Origin of the sequence: Desulfocurvibacter africanus subsp. africanus DSM 2603 (genome assembly GCF_000422545.1) — a bacterium.
GTDB classification, from domain to species: Bacteria; Desulfobacterota; Desulfovibrionia; order Desulfovibrionales; family Desulfovibrionaceae; genus Desulfocurvibacter; species Desulfocurvibacter africanus.
The window spans coordinates 1-19,970 of sequence record NZ_AULZ01000034.1 but is presented as its reverse complement, the minus strand read 5'-3'; the positions used below and the strand labels follow the sequence as shown (position 1 = coordinate 19,970).

17 protein-coding genes are annotated in these 19,970 nt (G+C 62.9%); 8 read left to right on the top strand and 9 right to left on the bottom strand.

Going from position 1 to position 19,970, the window contains the following annotated elements:
- The first annotated feature begins 41 nt into the window (after positions 1-41).
- Positions 42-1,556 carry an ATP-binding protein gene (locus H585_RS22245; protein WP_161628435.1) on the top strand — a complete coding sequence of 505 codons (1,515 nt, stop codon included), beginning with the start codon at positions 42-44 and terminating at the stop codon, positions 1,554-1,556.
- A gap of 64 nt (positions 1,557-1,620) precedes the next feature.
- Here H585_RS22245 and bioA read toward each other — a convergent pair whose 3' ends face one another.
- Positions 1,621-3,696: an adenosylmethionine--8-amino-7-oxononanoate transaminase gene (gene bioA / locus H585_RS0117290; protein WP_027368748.1), complete on the bottom strand. Its 2,076-nt coding sequence runs from the start codon at positions 3,694-3,696 to the stop codon at positions 1,621-1,623.
- A 267-nt stretch (positions 3,697-3,963) separates the two neighbouring features.
- Positions 3,964-5,874 (bottom strand): molecular chaperone HtpG, encoded by a 1,911-nt coding sequence (gene htpG, locus H585_RS0117285; protein ID WP_027368747.1) that lies wholly within the window; start codon positions 5,872-5,874, stop codon positions 3,964-3,966.
- A gap of 122 nt (positions 5,875-5,996) precedes the next feature.
- Here htpG and H585_RS0117280 point away from each other — a divergent pair, with 122 nt between their 5' ends.
- Positions 5,997-6,674 (top strand): hypothetical protein, encoded by a 678-nt coding sequence (locus H585_RS0117280; protein ID WP_244432606.1) that lies wholly within the window; start codon positions 5,997-5,999, stop codon positions 6,672-6,674.
- 185 nt (positions 6,675-6,859) lie between these two features.
- Here H585_RS0117280 and H585_RS0117275 read toward each other — a convergent pair whose 3' ends face one another.
- Together H585_RS0117275 and H585_RS0117270 are read right to left on the bottom strand one after the other, a co-directional pair.
- Positions 6,860-7,918 carry a hypothetical protein gene (locus H585_RS0117275; RefSeq protein WP_027368745.1) on the bottom strand — a complete coding sequence of 353 codons (1,059 nt, stop codon included), beginning with the start codon at positions 7,916-7,918 and terminating at the stop codon, positions 6,860-6,862.
- 164 nt (positions 7,919-8,082) lie between these two features.
- On the bottom strand, positions 8,083-8,976 hold the full coding sequence (locus H585_RS0117270; RefSeq protein ID WP_027368744.1) for a LysR substrate-binding domain-containing protein: 894 nt from the start codon (positions 8,974-8,976) through the stop codon (positions 8,083-8,085).
- Positions 8,977-9,081: 105 nt separating this feature from the next.
- On the opposite strand from H585_RS0117270, the gene H585_RS0117265 reads away from it, so the two are divergent.
- Complete coding sequence (locus H585_RS0117265) at positions 9,082-9,402, top strand: DUF1127 domain-containing protein (protein WP_027368743.1); 321 nt, start codon at positions 9,082-9,084, stop codon at positions 9,400-9,402.
- Positions 9,403-9,433: 31 nt separating this feature from the next.
- On the opposite strand, the gene H585_RS0117260 is transcribed toward H585_RS0117265, so the two are convergent.
- Positions 9,434-10,171, bottom strand: a complete 738-nt coding sequence (locus tag H585_RS0117260; RefSeq protein WP_027368742.1) for a hypothetical protein — start codon at positions 10,169-10,171, stop codon at positions 9,434-9,436.
- A 1-nt stretch (position 10,172) separates the two neighbouring features.
- A complete protein-coding gene (locus H585_RS0117255; protein ID WP_027368741.1) occupies positions 10,173-11,444 on the bottom strand; it encodes a sulfite exporter TauE/SafE family protein in 1,272 nt (423 codons plus the stop codon).
- Positions 11,445-11,678: 234 nt separating this feature from the next.
- Here H585_RS0117255 and H585_RS0117250 point away from each other — a divergent pair, with 234 nt between their 5' ends.
- Positions 11,679-12,791: a DUF362 domain-containing protein gene (locus H585_RS0117250; protein ID WP_027368740.1), complete on the top strand. Its 1,113-nt coding sequence runs from the start codon at positions 11,679-11,681 to the stop codon at positions 12,789-12,791.
- Between the two features lie 321 nt (positions 12,792-13,112).
- On the opposite strand, the gene H585_RS0117245 is transcribed toward H585_RS0117250, so the two are convergent.
- The 3 genes from H585_RS0117245 to H585_RS0117235 form a co-directional block, all read right to left on the bottom strand.
- The gene (locus tag H585_RS0117245) at positions 13,113-13,697 is read right to left on the bottom strand and encodes an LOG family protein (RefSeq protein WP_027368739.1); all 585 of its coding nucleotides are present in this window, start codon (positions 13,695-13,697) and stop codon (positions 13,113-13,115) included.
- A 246-nt stretch (positions 13,698-13,943) separates the two neighbouring features.
- Complete coding sequence (locus H585_RS0117240; protein ID WP_244432605.1) at positions 13,944-14,543, bottom strand: TetR/AcrR family transcriptional regulator; 600 nt, start codon at positions 14,541-14,543, stop codon at positions 13,944-13,946.
- A 104-nt stretch (positions 14,544-14,647) separates the two neighbouring features.
- On the bottom strand, positions 14,648-15,865 hold the full coding sequence (locus tag H585_RS0117235; RefSeq protein ID WP_027368737.1) for an ABC transporter permease: 1,218 nt from the start codon (positions 15,863-15,865) through the stop codon (positions 14,648-14,650).
- A gap of 104 nt (positions 15,866-15,969) precedes the next feature.
- On the opposite strand from H585_RS0117235, the gene H585_RS0117230 reads away from it, so the two are divergent.
- The 4 genes from H585_RS0117230 to H585_RS0117215 all read left to right on the top strand — a co-directional run bounded on the left by H585_RS0117230 (position 15,970) and on the right by H585_RS0117215 (position 19,745).
- Complete coding sequence (locus H585_RS0117230) at positions 15,970-16,641, top strand: hypothetical protein (protein WP_027368736.1); 672 nt, start codon at positions 15,970-15,972, stop codon at positions 16,639-16,641.
- A 251-nt stretch (positions 16,642-16,892) separates the two neighbouring features.
- Positions 16,893-17,507: an OmpH family outer membrane protein gene (locus H585_RS0117225; protein WP_027368735.1), complete on the top strand. Its 615-nt coding sequence runs from the start codon at positions 16,893-16,895 to the stop codon at positions 17,505-17,507.
- A 324-nt stretch (positions 17,508-17,831) separates the two neighbouring features.
- Positions 17,832-18,392: a hemerythrin domain-containing protein gene (locus H585_RS0117220; protein ID WP_027368734.1), complete on the top strand. Its 561-nt coding sequence runs from the start codon at positions 17,832-17,834 to the stop codon at positions 18,390-18,392.
- 18 nt (positions 18,393-18,410) lie between these two features.
- Positions 18,411-19,745 (top strand): multiheme c-type cytochrome, encoded by a 1,335-nt coding sequence (locus H585_RS0117215; protein ID WP_027368733.1) that lies wholly within the window; start codon positions 18,411-18,413, stop codon positions 19,743-19,745.
- Positions 19,746-19,970 lie beyond the last annotated feature (225 nt).

Here is a 19,970-nt window from a genome sequence, read left to right as displayed (position 1 = left end):
TTTCGTCCATACTGTTCCTCGCTGCAATCGCGGCAGGACTGATGCTCGCGCTTTCACGCTTTGTCATCAAGAACGTGATCACGCGGATCGAGGCGCTCTATCAGGGCATGAAGACAATTTCCGAGGGAAATTTCGGACATAGAATCCCTATCAGGCGGCGAGATGAAATCGGCAGGCTTGCCATAAGTTTCAACGAGATGACCTCTCGCCTCCAGTCATCCTATGCGACTCTCCATGAGGAAGTCCTCCAGCGCAGGCAGGCCGAGGAAAATCTGCGCATCCTCAACACGGAACTGGAAGACCGAGTGCGCGCCAGGACGCAGGATCTCGCCGCCGCCAATCAACAACTGCGCATGGAGATCGAGGAGCGCAGGCTGGCAGAGACTCGCGTCGAGGCAGCCAACAGAGCCAAGAGCGACTTCCTGGCCAACATGAGCCATGAGATTCGCACGCCCATGAACGGCATCCTGGGCATGACCGAACTCATCCTCTTGACCACGACCGAGCCCAAGACACGCACGCATCTGGGCATGATCAAGCAGTCAGGCCATGCACTGCTCGACATCATCAATGACATACTCGACCTGTCCAAGATTGAGGCCGGCAAGACCGAGCTTGAGAATCAGATGTTCCGCCCACGGGATGTCGTGGCCTCGACCGTCGACCTGCTGGGCGTGACTGCCAGAGGCAAGGGGCTGCGCCTGGCCTTCCGGCTGGACGACAGGGTGCCCAAGCACACGATCGGGGACGAAGGGCGGCTTCGGCAGATATTGACCAACATCATAGGCAATGCAGTCAAGTTCACGGAGCAGGGTTCCGTCGAAGTGTCCGTGACCCTCGCGGAGAACGGATCATCGCCTTCGCCGGACACGGCCCACCTGCTCTTCTCGATCAGGGACACGGGGATCGGCATTCCCGGCGACAAGCTGGAGAGCATATTCGAGAGCTTTTCCCAGGTCGGCGAGTCCGCCCATGTAAAATACGGGGGGACAGGCTTGGGCCTGACCATCTCGAAGCAGCTCGTGGAAATGATGGGCGGCAGAATCTGGGTGGAGAGCGAACCGGGCGCAGGCAGCACATTCTTCTTCACGGTCCAGTTGGGCCTTGCCCATGAACAGACGGAAGCTCCCGGAACCGTTCAGACCGCACTCGCCCCGAGCGTGTCTCCGCTCAGAATCCTTCTTGCCGAGGATGACAAGATCAGCCGCATCTACGCTATCGCGATCCTGGAGCAGCGAGGGCACAGCGTCACGGCCGTCGGCACCGGCAGGAAGGCTCTCGAGGTCCTCAAGGATGAGCACTTCGACCTCGTGCTCATGGATGTGCGCATGCCCGAAATGAACGGCGAGGAGGCGACCAGGCGCATCCGCGCCGGTGAAGCCGGCGATCCGCAGGTGCCCATCGTGGCCCTGACCGCCTACGCTCTCAAAGGCGATCGGGAGAGGTTCCTGGATGTGGGCATGGATGACTACCTTTCCAAGCCCATACACATTGACGAACTGGATCATCTGCTTGAGCGCATAGCTCTCAGGCGAGATACGGCTGATCCGGCATAAGTCGCGGGACTCGCCTCGGTCGCCGTAGGCATCTTCCTCTTGGCGAAACGCTTTCCTTACCAGCTCAGAAATGGCGTTTTTCGCGCACGGCGGAGTGCATCACCCTCGTGAGGCGGCCGACCTGCTCCTGCATGAGGATGTAGGGTGGCATGACATAGATCAGATTGCTGAAGGGCCGTATCCACACGCCCTGCTCGACGAAGAAGGCTTGCAATGCAGGCACGTTGACCGGGCGCTTCATCTCCAGCACGCCGATGGCCCCGAGCACCCGCACGTCGGCCACGTCCGCGCAGTCGCGGCACGGCGCAAGCCCAGTCCGCAGCCAGCCTTCGATGTCCGCGACCTGGCCGCGCCATTGGCCTTGCTCCAGCAGCTCCAGGCTCGCGTTGGCCACGGCGCAGGCCAGCGGGTTGGCCATGAACGTGGGGCCGTGCATGAACACCCCGCCGTCGGCGGAGATGCCTTGGGCCACCTCGGCGCTGGCCAGCACGGCCGCCAGGGTCATATAGCCGCCGGTCAGGGCCTTGCCCACACACATGATGTCGGGCGATACGTCGGCCCACTCCCCGGCGAACATTTTGCCGGTCCTGCCGAAGCCGGTGGCGATCTCGTCCAGAATGAGCAGCACGCCGTGCTCGTCGCACAGGCGGCGCACGCCGCGCAGGTAGTCGGGATGATAGAACCACATGCCGCCCGCGCCCTGCACGATGGGCTCCAGGATGACGGCCGCCAGCTCGTCGGCATGGCGGGCCAGCGCATCGCGCATGGCGGCCAGGCTACCCTCGTCGAACTCTTCATCGAAACGGCAACTCGGGCGCTCGACGAAGACGTGCTTGGGAAGCATGCCGGTATACAGCGAATGCATGCCGTTCTGCGGATCGCACACGGACATGGCCCCGAAGGTGTCGCCATGGTAGCCGCCGCGCACGGTGAGCAGGCGCGTGCGCTGCTTGCGGCCGCGCGCCTGCCAATACTGCATGGCCATCTTGATGGCCGCCTCCACCGACACTGAGCCGGAATCGGCGAAGAACACGTGGCGCATGGGCTCCGGGGCCATGTCAAGGAGCTTCCGGGCCAGACTCACGGCAGGCTCGTGGGTCAGACCACCGAACATGACGTGCGGCATGTGCTCGATCTGACGGTGCGCCGCCGCGCTCAGGTGCGAATGGTTATAGCCGTGGATGGCGCACCACCAGGAGGCCATGCCGTCCAGCAACCTGCGGCCGTCGCGCAGGCGGATGTACGGCCCGCCGGTCCGATCGGCTTCATAAGCCCGCAACGGCCGCGTGGCTGAAGTGTAGGGGTGCCAGATTTGCTCCCGGTCGAAGTCCAGCAGGCTCTCGTCACGGCAGGCGTTTGCGTTTTGCGCCTCTACGAGCCATGCGGCAACGCCAGCCAGGGCCGCCTCCACCTGCTCCCAGGCCGCAACGCGCCGTCCGGCGTCCTCGGCCCTGAGCCCTCGCGTGAACGGCAGCTCGGCCAAGACTTCCGCCTGACCGTACTCCGCAATGGCCTTGGGGGTGTCGGCGAGAATCGCCCTGGCCGCCTCGTCGTCGCTGCCATCCGTGACCCGGTTCATGACCACGCCGAGCACGTCCAGGCCGCGCTGACGCAGGGCCTGCAGCGAAAGAAGCGCGTGGTTGATGGCCCCGAGCCGGTTGGCGACGACCAGGATGACCGGCAGGTCCAGGGCCTGCGCCAGGTCGAGCATGGTACGTCCGTCGCCAAGGGGCACGAGCAGGCCGCCGGCCCCTTCGACTACGGTGAACACGCCCTGCCCCTGCACGCCGCGAATGCGTGCCAGAAGCTCGTCCATATCGATGCGTCCCTGCTCAAGCCTGGTCGCCAAGTGCGGCGAACACGGGATGCGGAACTTCTGGATCGCGAAAGGCGGCACGGCCATCTCCGGCGAATCAGCACAGGCCTGCCGATAACACAGAACGTCAGGGGCGAGCGCACCTAGCTCGCAACCCGTCTGCACGGGCTTAACCGCGGTGGCTTCGACGCCGCGTCCTCGCAGGGCTCGCAGGAGCCCGGCCGCGACGACCGTCTTGCCTACGTCGGTATCCGTGGCCGTGACGAAGCAGCCGCGAAATCCAGGTCCGACACTGTTGCCGAGCCGGTTCGATGAATTCTCCATCAGAATGCCTCGATGCGCTTGGGGGGAAGTCGAGCGGATGAATTCGCTTGCAGGGAGAACGATCCCAGCCACGATCCGTCGCTTTGAATGGTGAATGATACGCGGACGATGAAAGCTTGGCAAATCGCGGGGCCCTTGCATCGAGCCGGCCGGTCCGCCGGTTCCTCCGGCGAACCGGCCGGCTCGAAACACGGGGTCCAGGGCGTCGTTACGCCCTGGTGGGTGGGGTCTGGGGAGAGCAACGCCCTCCCCAGTTCTCTTCTCTTCCTACTTCTTCAGCCGATCGCGATACCAGCCGCTGGCGCGGGTCAGGTGGTCCTGGATGCGGCCGACCAGGGCGTGCGGGTCGGTCAGGTAGCCTTCCTGCAGCAGGGCGGCCTCGTAGAGCTGCTCCGTGGCCAAGGCCAGGTAGTTGTCCTGGGGATCGGTGCGCAGCACGGCCAGCAGGTTTCGCGTGAGCGGGTGGTCGCGGTTCACTTCCATGATCTTCTGCGGGATGGAGGTGTCCTTGGCCATGGCGCGCATGATCTTCTGCATGGAGGCGGTCATGTGCTCGCCGGGCGTCACGAGACAGGCGGGCGAGTCCTTGAGCCGCTTGGACTCGCGCACCTCGGTCACGCGCTCGCCCAGAATCTCCTTCATGCGCTTGAGCAGGTCGGGGAAGGCCGCGACCTCCTCGTCGCTGATGGCCGGGGTTTCGGGCTTTTCGGCCTGCTCCACGTCCGACAAGGCCTCGATCACGGCGGGATCGGCGTGTTCGGCGGCCTTCAGGTCATGGTCCTTGTACTTGCCCAGGGCGTCCATGGCGAACTCATCCACGGGCTCATACAGGTACAGGACTTCAAGGCCCTTGCGCCGGAACAGCTCCAGGTGCGGGTTGAGCTGCAGGGCCTCGCGGCTAGGGCCAGAAGCGTAGTATATTTCCTTCTGGCCTTCGCGCATGCGGCCGGCGTACTCGGCCAGGGAAACCAGGCCGTTAGTGTCTTCGCTGGCCGAGGAGTTGAAGCGCACCAGCTCGGCGTACTTGTCGCGCTGCAGGTAGTCGCCGTAGCCGAACTTGAAGAGCTTGCCGTGCTCGCGCCAGAACTCGGCGTACTTGTCCTTGTCGTTGGCCAGACGCTCCAGCTCGGAGTAGACCTGCTTGACCAGGGTCTGGGAGATCTTGCGCAGCAGCACGTTCTCTTGCAGCGTCTCGCGCGAGATGTTCAGGGGCAGGTCCTCGGAATCGACCACGCCGCGCAGAAAGCTCAGGTACTCGGGCAGGATGTCCTTGTTGTCCTTCTGTATGAGCACACGGCGCACGTAGAGGTCCAGGCCCTTGCGCTCGAGGCCCATGCCGGGCACGTCATAGTTCTTTTGGGGCACGAACAGCAGGGCCGAGAACTGCACGGGCGCGTCCACGGACGTGTGCAGCGTGTCCAACGGGTCGTCGATGTCGTGGGTCAGGAACTTGTAGAACTCGGCGTACTGCTCGGGCTTTACCTCGAACTTGGGCTCGCGCCACAGGGCCTGCACGGTATTAGCGCGCTCGCCGGCCACCAGGATGGGGAAAGTCACGAAGTTGGAGTGGCGGCGGATGATGTCGCGCAGGGTATGCACATCGGCGTACTTGTCGACATCGTCCCTGAGATGCACGGTGATGGTCGTGCCACGCTTTACCTCGCCCTCCACCGGCTCGATGCGATAGGTGCCCAGGCCGTCGGAGGTCCAACGCCAAGCTTGCTCGCCGGGCTTGTAGGAACGCGTGACCAGCTCGACTTCCTTGGCGACCATGAACACGGAATAAAAGCCCACGCCGAAGCGGCCGATGAAGTTCTCCAGCGACTTCTTCTCCGTTCCCTGGGCGGCGGCCTTGACGAAATCGGCCGTGCCCGAGTGGGCGATGGTGCCGATGTTCGCCACGATCTCGTCGTGGGTCATGCCCAGGCCCGTATCGGCAATGGTCAGGATCTTCTTGTCCTTGTCGGCCTCGATGCTGATGGCCAGCTCAAGGTCCGGATCGGCGATCTCCGCGCCCTTGCTCTGCTCGAAGCGCAGCTTGTCCAGGGCGTCCGAGGCGTTGGATACTAGCTCGCGCAAAAATATCTCGCGATTGGTGTATAGGGAGTGCACCAGAATATCGAGAAGCTGGCGCACTTCGGCCTTGAAGCTGAAATCTCCCGCTGCAGGCTGCGTCATATAGTCCTCCTTGCTGTAACTATGCTTTTCATCGCGTGGATGGCTCAAGTATGGAGCACAATGCGCCGATAAGAATAAACACAAGAGGTCACAAGACAAGACCCATGCATGCAAGTACCGCCATGCTCCCCTTAGGTGAGCGCGAAAACCTGGAAGAGATCATCCGCGTTACGCGGAGCAAGATCGCCTGGCCTCTGCGTGAGACGCTGGGAGACGGCGGCTTCGCCGTGCGCTCCGACCCCGGCCGCCGCGAGCATGTCATCTATTGGCCTCGCTACAGCGGCGACGGTGCGCCCCACTACCTGAAATACCTGCACGAGCTCGTGCATGCGCGTCTGGCCGAGAAGGCCCACCCGCTCTTTTCAGGCCCGGTCTTCGCGCCTGGGTCGCGCATGATCCTGGTGGATGCCGCCCTGCCGGTGTTCCAGGCGGCATCGGACTGGTTCGTTGAACATGAGATGGTCCGGCTCTGTCCGGAGCGCAAAAAGCCCGAGCTGGCCGCGCAGTTCGGCGCGCTGCTGCACGGGATGCGCGACGGCGGCAGCCTGGACCCGGCCGAGGCGGCCTGCGCCGCGCTCCTGGCGGCCAAGGCCGTGGCCTTCCTGGGCCGCGAAGCCTGCCTGTCGGGGCTCCTGGCCGAGCTGATCCAGGCCTACCTGCGCACTCCCGCGCACAAGCCCTGCCTGTTCACCCTGCGCGCCTTGACCAACCGGCTGCTCGATCCCCTGTTCAAGGCCCGCGCGGACATCGCTGTTGCCCACGGCCGCGAGGCGTGGCTGCTGCGGAGCCGGACCGACTGATCAAGAGCTGACTCCACAACTTCCACTATATTTCTGATTCGGTCAGAGCCTCAAGGCGTTCTCTTTTCAGGCGAGCGGACCCGTAAATCATCTCCGCTACACCTGAAGCCCTTCGGTCGCGGTCAGCGTGTGAAAAGATATCAAGTGCGGACCCGAATCGGCCTCGGGCCCGCACTTGTGACGTTTTATGGCTGGGTGATGCTGACCAGCTCGGGCCCGCGTTCTCCATCCTCGTCCAGTTCCAGGATGAGGCCCACGCCTGGGGCATAGTATTTTTCCTCGGAGATGCCGGGCTCGAGCGGGCTGAAGTCCCTGGTGACCAGACAGTCGCCGTCACAGTTTGCCGCCGGGGCGGTCTCGGTGCCGGTCAGGCTCAAGATCTCGACGAGATCCTCGGCTTCGCCAAGGGCCACTTCCTGGCGGATGACTTCGCCCTCCTGCGGTTCAGCAGGGATGAGGATTCCGGGCTTGGCGCTGTCGCGACCGGCCTTCCAGGAGCCTTCCAGATTCACGAGCTCGGGATTTTCAGGGTCGTCACCCTCAAAGGTCTCGAAATTTTTGGCGATCTCACCGAAATACCAGACATTGCCATCCACATCCTGGGCGTACCAGTCATTGGTGCTCTCGATGATCTGGTCATCCTCCATCTCTACGTCGGTGACCACAATGCAGGTCACGCTTTCGATGAGCTTCGTCTCCTCGGTGACTGTGACTGTGATGGTCTCGGTGACCTCTTCACCCTCGTCGTCCTGGGAGGTCGCCTCATAGACCCACTGCGTGCCGGGCACCAAGGGGAAGTAAGGGTTCGGCTGGACGCCTTGGCCAATGGCGAGGGGATTGACGAAGTTCGCCGGGTCGATCTCCGGATCATAGCGATCTTGACCTAACTGGTTACAGACGTCCAAACGCGCTTGGAGCTGCTGTTGACATAACTCCAGGTCGTCTCCCCGATCCATGATAGCTTCATCCAGGCACTGATCCTGCTCCTGCTGGTCGGATAAGTTGACGCAATCGGCTACGGCGATTCGAAAGTCACTCCTGACCCCGGCCTCGCAAGATCCAAGCACCAACACGGCGGTCTGGCTGCAGTAATTCTCTCCGCTGCCGATCCTGCCGGCTTCGCTGCTGCTTTCGCCCCCGTCGTCGGGATCGCCCTGGGCCGCAAGGACGGGACTTGCGATCAGACCAACGCAAAGAATCATCGCAAAAGCATGCGAGACAATGGTAGAAAAGTTGTTCTTCATGACTTTCCTCCTTTGCCTCCATGCTTTTGCCAAGCCGAGTCCATGGCAATTAGTTAGCTTAGTAAAATAATCACTCCAGTATCATGAGCGTTTCTCCCCGAGACCTCGCCGGGCCTCACTCACCCCGAACAGGCCCTGGCCTGAAGGCTCCCTTGCCTCCTCGATTAGGAACCGCAAGCGATCACACCCGGGCCGCGCAGCGGCGCGCGCCGTTCGCTGAACTCGTCCGCCACGAAGCGCGCCAGGCACTCCACCTCGGGTGATGCGCCGCCGTTGCTCCTGTGCAAAGTCAGCGTGGCGGCGGGAAGGTCGGGAAAGCCGTCCTCGGGACCCAGGATGCGCAGGCCTTTCGGCACGGTGCTCACGCCGGCCACGGCGATGGCCAGACCCGCCGAGACCGCGGAAAAGATGCCCGAAAGGCTCTGGCTTGAGTAGGCGATACGGTAGCGCCGGCCGATCTTTTCCAGGGCCTCCAGGGCCCAGCGGCGGTAGGCGCAGCCGAAGTTGTAGGCGGCAAAGGGCAGGACGTCCTGCTCGTGGGTTGCGTGATTGTCCGACGTGACCCAGGCCAGCGGCTCCCTGCGGATGGCCTCGCCGGCATCGACGGGCGCGCAGGTGCACACGGCCAGATCCAGTCCGCCCGCGTCGAGGGTCTCCAGCAGGCGTCTCGTGCTCGGCTCGCAATGCACCTCGACCTGCACGAAAGGATAGACCTCGGCGAAGCGCGCGAGGATCGAAGGCAGGAAGGTCGCGGCGTAGTCATCATGCGAGCCGATGCGCACCAGTCCGCTCAACTCTGGCCTGATCAGGGCGGCCAGGGCTTCGTCGTGAGCCCTGAGCACGCGCCTGGCGTGCCGCAAAAGGACCTCTCCCTCATGGGTCAGACCCACCGTACGGCCGTTGCGCTTGAACAGGGCCTGACCGAGGTCCGACTCCAGCCTTTTGACATGCTGGCTCACCGCCGATTGGGTGAGGTTCACGGCAAGGCCGGCACGGGTGAAGCTACCGGAATCGGCCACAGCCACGAACGAACGCAGCAGGTCAATGGGCAGGTGCATGTCGCCTCCAATTACAACAATCGCTAATACCAAATATGACGACTATTCGTTGGTCTTATAGATAACACATGGTCCAGAGTGCCCTCAAGGAAAAGGAGGCTGCTCATGGACACGCCAAGCGATCCGCAGGCCCAGAGACAATGGCAAATTGGAAATGGTCTACTGGATTTGTCCGCGCGCATGGTTCGGGCCTTGGTGAAGTGGCGCAGGCGGCGGAGATTGCTGCAGGAGCTGATGGCGCTAGACGACCATCTGCTCAAGGACATCGGCTTCAGGCGGGAAGAGGTGCGCAGGGCCTTGCACGAAGGCGGCATGCCTGAGCGGATTGACTGGAATTCCGAAAGGCCATGCAAGGCGAATCACGGGAGCGGAGCGCCTCGTCCGTTTTGCGGAACCCTGGCTACCGGGCGGCCCTGCTCCATGTGATATCGCAGGGCCGCCCGGCCTTTTTCATCGCTCAGACTTCCTTCTTGATCTTGGCCTTCTTCATGCTCAGCCCCATGCCCTCGAACAGCTCGAAAATGGCGAAGCCGTACCACAGAGTATAAATCACGTAGAAGGTCAACAGCATAATGACCAGCAGGGCGCGGTCGCCCACGTCCTCGGCCTGGATGCCGTAGAAGTTGAAGCCCGGCTCCACGGCCTTCTTTTCCACAGTGTTCACGATCTTGGCCGGGTTGAACAAGGTCTGCTGCTGGAGCTCCTTGACCAGCGGGTCCAGGAAAGACCACCAGGCCTTGAGCACGTCGCGTCCCTGGAGGCCGGGGTATTTGGCCTCCACCCGTTGCGCGTTGTTCTCGAACAGGGCCTCGGAGTCGCGAACCGCGCTCGTGAGCAGTGCGCCCAGGTTGCCGCGCGCGACGACCATTCCGTCCGGCGTGACCTGCGCCTCGGCTCCATTGGCCCGCAGCACCGTAACGATGGCCTCGGCGGTATCCGGCTTGCCGGGCTTGATCTCGGCATGGAATGGCGTGCCCACGAGCGGTTTCACTTGGCGCTGCACCTCGGGAATGAAATAGGACGAGCCCTTGGACAAGCGGTTGAACAGGTTATCCGCGTACTCAAGGAAGTTCATGGTGTGGTCGCCGCGCGTGCCCCATATCTCCATGGGGATGAAGATTAGCACCAGCACGACCAGGAAGGAGCCCATGAGCAGGAGGCCCTTGTTGAAGGACTTTCTGTTACGTACGAGCATCTTACGCCTCCTGTCTGAACGTTTTCAGGTTGGCGAAGAACTTGGAGAAAATCCAGAGACCGAAGAGGCCCACCGCGAACCAGAACAGGACGTTGCCCACGTACTCCAGGCCCACCACGAAGCCCATGGGCAGTTGGATGACGTCCAGGTCAACGAGCTTGCGCGGCAGGGTCGCGGCGCGGTTGATGAAGCCGGCCAGGATGGCCACGGCGTAGAAGCCGCGGATGTAGATGCCCTTGACGACCTTGGTGGTCAGCGCGCCCACCTGGATGCCCAGGAGCGAGCCGAGCAGCATGCCCATGGCCAGGGTGTAGAACACGTAGCCGTAGATGGCGTACTGGGCGATGGCCGCCAAGCCGGCGGTGAAGATGATCTGCAGGATGTCCGTGCCCACGGTGGTCATGGACGACACGCCAAACACATACACGAACATGGGGAAGGTCACGAAGCCGCCGCCCACGCCCATGATGGCCGCCAGCATGCCCACCACCAGACCGCCCGCAGCCACGATCCAACCCGAGATGCTCTTGCCGCCAGGCACCAGATCCTCGTCGAAGGTGATCATGGGCGGGACTTTCATGCTCTGGAGTCTGGCTGGCAGCCCGACCTTGCCGGAGGTCATCTCGGCCCCGTGAGGACTGTCGCCCACATCGGACCCCACCTGACGCGGTGTGCGCGACAGACGGATGAAGTCGAGCAGGGCGTAAAAACCCAAAAAGCCCAGGAGAATCGAGTAAACGCCGCTGATGAAGGCCTCGGACAGTAGCGGGTTGAGATCGTACAGCCCCTTGTTGATGGCGCCGCCGATAAAGGTCCCTATGGACGCGCCGGCCAGAAAGGCCAGCGCCAGCTTGACCGACACGTTGCCCAACTTCTTGTGCACCGTGGTGCCCATGATGGCCTTGGCGAAGATGTGGAAAAGGTCCGTGCCCACGGCCAGAATGCCCTTGATGCCCGCAGCCATGAGCGCCGGGGTGATGATGAATCCTCCGCCCGCGCCGATGCAGCCGGTGATGAGCCCAGCTATCAGGCCGATGAAGATCGAAGCCACGAAAACCTGCGTGGAATAGAAGGAGGGCGCGTAGGCCGTCTTGCCGCCCAGGAACTCCGCCGCTTCCACGCCCGAGACGAGCAGGATGGGCAGCATGAGCAGAAACAGCAGGAAAAGCCGCTTCTTGCTGCGCAGGATGGTGTCCGAGACCTCCATCTCCCAGCGTGCGTGCGCTCGGGCCGAGGCCATGAGGAACAGATAGACCTGCCTGAAGAAATGCATGTCCGCCTCCTTGGTCTGGTCCGCTTTGGGCCTGGAGCGGCCCATAGGGCAGGCTACATCATGCGGAGGTCGGCTCAAAGACTTAGACAAAGGAAAAATCTAATGCTCAATCATGCACCGGGAACCCATGCCCGCCCATGGCGGTCGGCAGCCTTTCGTCGGCCTTGCCCATAAGCGCGCCGGCCACTAAGATGCCGTCTCTTCAGGCTGACGACAAAGACCAAGGAGCACATCATGTCCACGAGCACGGTCTGGTTCTGGAACCTGCGGGCCTCGCGCAAGGCCCCCTTCGAGCAGCGCATGCACCGGCTGCTCAAGGCCGCCGGCGCGGCCGAGCACGTGCGTCCCGGCGACCTGTTGGCGCTCAAGATGCACTTCGGCGAGGCCGGAGTGACCGCATTCATCACGCCCATACACGTGCGGCCCATCGTGGACTTCTTCCGCAAGGCCGGGGCCAAGCCTTTCCTGACCGACACTAACACGCTCTACGCCGGCCAGCGGGGCGAGGCAGTCTCGCACAAGCTGCAGGCGGCGCAGCACGGCTTCGATCCCAACATCCTGGGCGCTCCGGTCATCATCGCCGACGGCCTGCGCAGCACCAACGAGGCCGCCGTTAAGTTCAAGGGCAAGCACATCTCCACAGCCTACCTGGCCGGCGATATCGTGAACGCGGACCTGCTCGTCACGCTCAGCCACTTCAAAGGCCACGAACTGGCCGGATTCGGCGGCGCGCTCAAGAACGTGGCCATGGGTTGCGCCACGCGACGGGGCAAGATGCAGCAGCACGGCTGCCTGGCTCCCCAGGTGCACCCGGACAACTGCAAGGGCTGCGGCATCTGCGTGGAAGTCTGCGCACCCGGCGCGCTGCGCATGGACGAGGACAAGCGCATTAGCGTGGACAAGGACCTCTGCGCCGGCTGCGGAGCCTGCTTCCACGCCTGCGCGCACCACGGCGTGGAGATCGACTGGAATACGGATATCAACGAGTTCCTGGGGCGCATGATGGAGTACGCCGCCGCGACCCTGCTCACGCGCGCCAAGCCCACGCTGCACGTGAGCTTCGTCATGGGCGTGACCCCGAACTGCGACTGCGTGGGCTATTCTGACGCACCCGTGTGCCCGGACATCGGCGTGCTGGCCTCCTGGGACCCCGTGGCCCTAGACCAAGCCTGTCTGGACCTGGTCACGGCCGCGCCGCCGCTCTACCCGAGCAGCCTGCCCGCGGGCCTGCGGCCCGGCCAGGACAAGCTGCACGCCCTGACGCCCTCCCTGCCCCTGGACATGGGCTTGGCTTACGCCGAGTCCCTTGGCCTGGGCACCCGCGCTTATGAGCTGAAAGCGATCTAAGAACTGGGGAGGGCGTTGCCCTCCCCAGACCCCACCCACCAGGGAGCCAGGCCCCCTGGAGGCTTTTTATTCAAGAAACATATTCCGCTTCGCGGGAGAAATGCCCGTCGTCACCGCATGCAACTAGCGACTTTTTCATTAACCGTGAGTTGTAGGTAGTCTGAGGCTAAACACTTACGCGAATGATGGTCCGTGGCTGAATGGCTGGCTCTGCAGCCATTCAGCCACACATCGCGGGTCCAGGGGGGCGTCACCCCTGGCGGGGATTCCAAAGGGGCAGCGCCCCTTTGGCCGCCGGAGGCATTATCTTGTCCTATCTTATTACAGCTCTCTTTCGGTCTTGATCCACTTGGGCGCATAGGTCGGCTGCCAGTCGTGGAATAGGTCCAGGAGTTGAACCGGCGTGGCGGCGGACATGAGGATGCCCCGGTGTTGCGGGCGGATGAAGCCCTGCTGCACCGAGTGGTCCAGGAAGGCATGCAGCAGCTCGAAATAGCTGCCCACGTCCAGCACGCCGCAGGGCTTGCGATGGTAGCCGAGCTGGGCCCAGGTCAGCACCTCGAACAGCTCCTCCAGGGTACCCAGCCCGCCGGGCAAGGCGATGAAGCCGTCGGACAACTCGGCCATGAGCGCCTTGCGCTCGTGCATGGACTTGACCACGTGCAGCTCGGTCAGTCCGGTATGAGCCACCTCGCGATCCACCAGGGCCTGGGGCATGACGCCCACGACCTCGCCTCCGGCGGCAAGGCAGGCGTCGGCCACGGTGCCCATGAGTCCCACGCTGGCCCCGCCGTAGACCAGCCCCAACCCTCGCCTGGCAAGCTCGCCGCCCAGATCCATGGCGGCCTGCTCATGCCTTTTATCCATACCCAGGGCCGAGCCCAGGAACACGCACATTCGGCGCATGGCTCCTCCTTGTCTGATGTAATCTCAGGTCGGACACCTAGCCCCGCAGGTCGCGGCCTGTCAAACCACAACCCGCGCTGGCACGGGCACTGCGTAAGAGTCCGCCCGCTGGGACGAAAAAGGCCCCGGCTGTCATGCCGAGGCCTGAAGTGTGCCAGTTTCATAATGTGCAGGATTAATGCGGAACGATGACGTTACCGTCAGGCGAAATCAGGTGCCTGCGGCAAGTGCATCTATCGGAACGGGTCAGCGTAGAATGAAGCGAAGCACATCATCGGCCAGGGAATCCAGGCGCTCCTGGGGCACGACATGCATGCGTCCGCCCGACAGGAGGCTGGCCACGCCGTGCATGGCCGACCACATGCCGACCGTAGCCGCCAGAGGATCGCCGGCCGTGAGCAGGCCGCGCTCCATGCATTCCTGCGTGGCGTCCTGCAGGAGACTGTAGGTGAGATAGGCAGGCTTGCGAGCACTGTCTTCCGTGGGATTGGGATAATGCACTTCCGGGTCGGAAAAGATGAGCCGGTAATACTCTGGCTCTTCAGCGGCAAAGGCCAGATAGACCCGACATAACTCCAGAAGGCGCTCCTTGGGATCAGGCGTGGACGCCACGGGAAGCATGCGCTGGTACAGCAGGCCGAAGCCCTTGTCGCTGAGGGCCAGCAGTATATCTTTTTTGCCTTTAAAATATAAGTAAAGTGCGGCAGGGCTATAGTCGATGCGCTCGGCTATCTTGCGCATGGAGACTATGCTTGATCCGCCTTTCTCGAATAAGTGCACTGCGGCATCGATGATGCGCTCGCGCATCTGCTCCGCGTCGCGTCGTTGATATTCCATCTGACTCATGCGCGGACTGATATCAGACAGAAGTGCGGCTGCAAAGCGGAATTTTGCAGTTAGAAAGATTTTTGCATATTCATTTTGCGTAGCATGAATCATCTACAACAGATTTACCCGCGCAAAACATCCAGAATCTCTATAGCCGCGGCTTGCCTGGCAGGATAAGAACCGGCGGCGAGGCCCAGCAGCCCGGAGCCTGCCAGCGAGCCCAGGACCAGGGCCGGATCATAGATATAAGGAAAGTCCCCCAATCGGTAGACCACCGTGACCAGGGCCAGCGCGGCTACTACTCCGGCTGCCCCGCCCAGGGCTGACATGAGCCCGGCCTCGAACAGAAACTGGCGGATGATGTCGCGCCTGCGTGCGCCCAAGGCGCGGCGGATGCCGATCTCCACGCGCCGCTGACGCACCAGCAGGACCATGATGGACAGGATGCCGAGCCCGCCCACGGCGAAGGAAACGCTGGAGCTGATGAGGCCCAAGGTCTGCACCAAATCCAGGGCCTGCTGCTGCAGGCGCATGGTTTCGCGGGCCGTGAGCAATGAAAAATCGTCGGCTTGTCCCGGCCCCAGGCTGTGGCGCTGACGCAGAATGGTTGCCGCCGATTGCGTGGCCAGCTCCACGTCCGCGCCTTGGGCGAGTTGCAGATAGACGCCCGATATCCAATCCTGGTTGGCGGCCCGGCGCAGGTAAGTGGACAGGGGCATGAAGACCTGCTCGTCCTGGTCGGTGCCGCCCAGGTCGCGGCCCTTGGGCTCCATGACCCCGATGACCCGCAAGCCGGCCCTGAAATATAGAACCTGCCTGCCCACGGCGGCCTGCGCCGATCCGAAAAGTCGTTCGGCAATGGCGCGGCCCAGGACCACGACCATGGCCCGTTCCTCCACCTCGCGTTCGGTGAAGAAGCGCCCGATATCCGGTGAAATGCTGCGCACGCCGGTATAGGCCGGCAGCGTGGCCACAAGCTGGGCCGGAACCTTGCGGTTGCCGCTGCGCAAGGAGATGGTCTGCTCCACGAACGGCGCGCCGGCGAGCACCGAGGGCACGCCGGCCATGAGTGCGCGGGCGTCGGCTAAAGTGAAGTTCCGCGCGCCGGGGCTCACACCGATTTCGCCGCCGCGACGGAAGCGTACCTGCCCGGATCGCGCGATGAACAGACCCGGACCAAGTTTCTCCACCTCCAGCTCGGCCTTGCGCACCATGGACTGCGAGACGTGCTGCACACCCATGAGAGCCAGGGTGCCGAGAAAGACCCCCAGCATGGCCAGCACGGCCCGGAGTTTGTGTGCGCGCAGCGAAGCCAGGGCGATCTTGAGGCTGAAAAACATGCGCCAATCATACCCGCGAGCCTCGGTTTTGTCTCGCCATCCTTGCATAGTCCGGGTTTGCGGGTATGCTGGAGAGTCAAAAACCAGCAGACAAGGAGGAGCTCATGCGCATCACAAGGAATAGACGGCGGCACAATGCATTCCTGGCCGTAACCATGGCGCTGCTCGGCATGGCTGCCCTTTTGGCCGCGGGATGCGCGGCCATGCGTTCGGACTCCGGCCCCAAGGAAGTCTACCGGGCTGAGATCAAGCCGCTCAACCAGGATCAATCCCGCTCAAATGTCGGTGGCACGGCTCTGTTCGAGGTCTACGAGAGCGAGCTTGTGGTCACGGTGAGCCTCACAGGTGCGCCGCCGAACATGACGCACATGCAGCACCTGCACGGCTTTACGCAAGACGAAGACGCCGAGTGCCCGGACCAAAGCGCCGACAGGAACAATGACGGAGCCATCGACCTTCTGGAAATCGAGGCGACCATGGGCAGGACGCTCATCCCCCTGCATGACCAGCCGGCCCACCTGGCCATCCAGGGCGTTTACCCTCGGGCGGATGCCAATGGCAGCCTGAGCTATTCGCAACGGATACCGCTCGGGCAGCTCAAGAACGCTTTGAAGGCCAAGCACGGCCTGACCGAATTCGACCTTGAAGACATGGCCATCACGATACACGGTGTGGACGCGGCTACGCCTCTGCCGCCGAGCGTCAAGTCCCTGCCCGGCGTGCGGCCCCAGGACTCGCTGCCCATCGCTTGCGGCGAGCTGGAGGAAGTGGATTAAGACCTTCCGCTAACCGGCCGCGCCTGTCCACACGAGCAGGCGCGGCCGGCTGCAGGCCAGAAGAGCTGCCGCATGCCGCCGCTTTCGCTTCCAAGCCCGACGGGCCCAGCGCATGCACGCTGGCGCGACTCGAGGCCGCGTCCGACAAATCGTTGCCCGAGCCGTCAAAAGCTGGGCCTGTCTTGCCATGCCCGGGCTATGCATGTAGTTAGGCTGCTGACAGTGAACTCGCGTAAACAACGGAGAAGACGATGAACATTCGCAAATACTTGGCCCTCATGCTGCTTCCCGCCCTGGCGCTGCTTGCGGCTTGCAACGACTCCGGCGGCACTGCCGACGCCGGTGGTTCGGTGGCCCTTATCGATCAGAACCGCCTTTACATGGAGTCCCAGACCGGCAAGAAGGGCATGGAAATGCTCCAGGGCATGAGCGGAGATATGCAGTCCCAGCTCCAGTCCATGCAGGAGGAGATGGCCAAGGAAGGCACCGAGCAGGAGAAGCAGGAGCGCAGCAGGCGTTTCCAGCAGACCCTTTCCGCCGCTCAGGCCAAGATGGGCGCCGAGCAGACCCGCATTGTGGGCATCCTGCAGGAAAACGTCACGGCCGTGCTGGACGAGTTCCGCAAGGAACGCGGCATCGCCGTCGTCCTGCCCGTGGAGAACGCCCTGTCCTATGACAAGTCCCTGGACATCACCGATGATGTCATCGCCGCCCTGGACAAGCGCAGCATCGACCTGAGCAAGCCTGCGGAGCAGGGCGCGACTCCGGCCGGGGAACCCGAGGAGCAGCCCGCGCCGCCCGCCGAACAGAAGGCTCCGGCCGAGCAGCCGGCCCAGCCCGCTCAGCCTGCCAAGCCGGCCCAGTAGCAGCGCGCCGCCATATCGAATCCATCAAGGCTCCTGGTTTCCGGGGGCCTTTTTTCATCTTCCGGCTTCCGCCATCATCCGCCGAGAGCGGCCCTTTTCCGCCTTATCTCAAAACACATGCCTGCCGAAATGTACGTCGATGCTCTCCCGGCTGCTTCACATAGCTGTTGTCCGCCCGCCTCTCTCCGGCCGACCCACTTGCGCCTAACACGGGTACTCCGAACGCGATTATTTCCATTCCCTTCAGTCACGGGTTGCCCGCAAGCGGAAAAGCATGGCAGATTGAAGGATACGGGCGAACGCACCCAATGCCGGGGAGGTATCATGCAGCCCATCGGACCACTCATGCACGAGCACAGGCTCATCGAGCGCATGATCACGCTCATGGGCCAAGAGCTTGAACGACTGAAGCGCGGAGAGGAGCCGGATCTGAGCTTCATCGACCACTCGACGGATTTTTTCCTCTACTTCGCCGATGCTTGTCACCACGGCAAGGAGGATCAGCTCCTTTTTCCCGCGGTGCTGGCCAAGCAAGACCTGGAGGAGCGCTATCGCAAGCTGACCGTCAGGCTACAAAGAGAGCACATCTACGCCCGCAGCCTCACGCAGAGGCTCGAAGAGTCGGCGCACAAGCGCCGCACCGGCGGCGGGGCGGAGAGCGTGCAGGCCATCATGGACGCCCTGCACAGGATCGTGCAGTTCTACCCGCGTCATATCATGACCGAGGACAAGGAATATTTCCATCAGGTCATGGAATGCTTCGGCAAGGACGAGCAACAGACCCTGCTGCGCAAGTTCGACGAGGTCGAGAAGCGCGTCCTGCATGAGCGCTACCAGGATATGGTGCGGGAGTACGAGGGGGGACAACAGGGCCGTAAGCCCTAAAGCAAGGAGGCTGACGCCATGAACCGTCTTGCATTCTCTCATGTATTGCCGGCCTGCCTGGCACTGGCGGTCCTGATTGTCCTGGCGGCCGTGCCGGCTCAGTCCGCCCAAAAGGACCCAGGCACGCAAAAGCAGGCCGTCGATCAAGGCTCGAACTGCGTGCAGTGCCACAAACGGGAAACGCCCAACGTCGTCACCGACTGGAGCCTCAGCAAGCACGCTGCCAACGGCGTCAGTTGCGAGGAGTGCCACGGCGGCGAGCACACCACGGCCAAGGACACGCAGGAAGCCGTCTTCGCCACGCCCGAAGTTTGCCAGAACTGCCACGAGGAACAGGTCGCCCAGTACCAGCGCGGCAAGCACGCCCTGGCCTGGGTCTCGGTGAACGCCATGCCCACCACGCACTACCAGCCCATGGCGTTGCTGCAAGGCTTGGAGGGCTGCACCGGCTGCCACGTTATAGGCATCAAGGACGAGGAGACGGCCCGCTCGCTGCAGAAACAAGGCGTGCGCTATGGCCTGTCGTCCTGTGATTCCTGCCACACCCGGCACACCTTCTCCACCCTGGAGGCCAGCCAGCCCCAGGCTTGCCGAACCTGTCACATGGGCTTCGACCATCCGCAGTGGGAGATGTGGGAGTCCTCCAAGCACGGCGTGCGTTACCTGCTCAAGCAGGACGGCGTGCTTCCGCCCGAGGCGTCCGCGCCCAAATGCCAGACTTGCCACATGCCCCAGGGCGACCATGGGGTCATGACGGCCTGGGGCTTTTTGGCCGTGCGCCTGCCCATGCCCGAGAACAAGCAGTGGGCCGAGGACAGAACCACCCTTCTCAAGGGCTTCGGCGTGCTTGATCCGCAGGGCAAACCCACGGCCAGGCTGGAGGCAGTCAAGGCGGCCAAGCTGGCCCGGCTGACACAGGAAGAATGGCAACAGCAGCGCGACAGGATGCTTGCCGTCTGCGCCCAATGCCACTCCGAAGGCTTCGCGCGCAATGAACTGAACAAGAGCGACGAGATGATCCGCGAGTCCGACGCCCTGCTGGCCGACTCCATCCGCGTGGTGGCCAAGCTCTACCAGGATGGCGTGCTGCGCAAGCCCAAGAACTACGCCTACGCCTACCCCGACCTGCTGACCTTCCAGGACGCGCCCACCATGATCGAGACGCGTCTGTGGCGGATGTTCCTGGAGCACCGCATGCGCACTTTCCAGGGCTCGTTCCACCAGAACCCGGACTACACCTTCTGGTACGGCTGGAGCGAGATGATCCAGGACCAGAACGCCATCCGCGAAATGGCCCAGGGGATGCGCCACGATAGCGGCAAGACGCCCGGAGGAAAGGGCCAGGCCCAATAGTCTGGGCAAGAATGAAGAGAATTGAGGAGGGCGCTGCCCTCCTCAAACTCCTCCCGCCAGGGGTGACGCCCCCCTGGACCCGCGATGTGTAGGAATGCCGGCAAAACCCGGCATTCCTACACAATAGAGCATTTTGCTTTTGAAAATGCTCTGTAAGCCATGCGTCGGCATGGCTTGCCGCCGCGTAGGCGTAGGCGCAATTCACTTGCGCCGTCAACGCCGGAG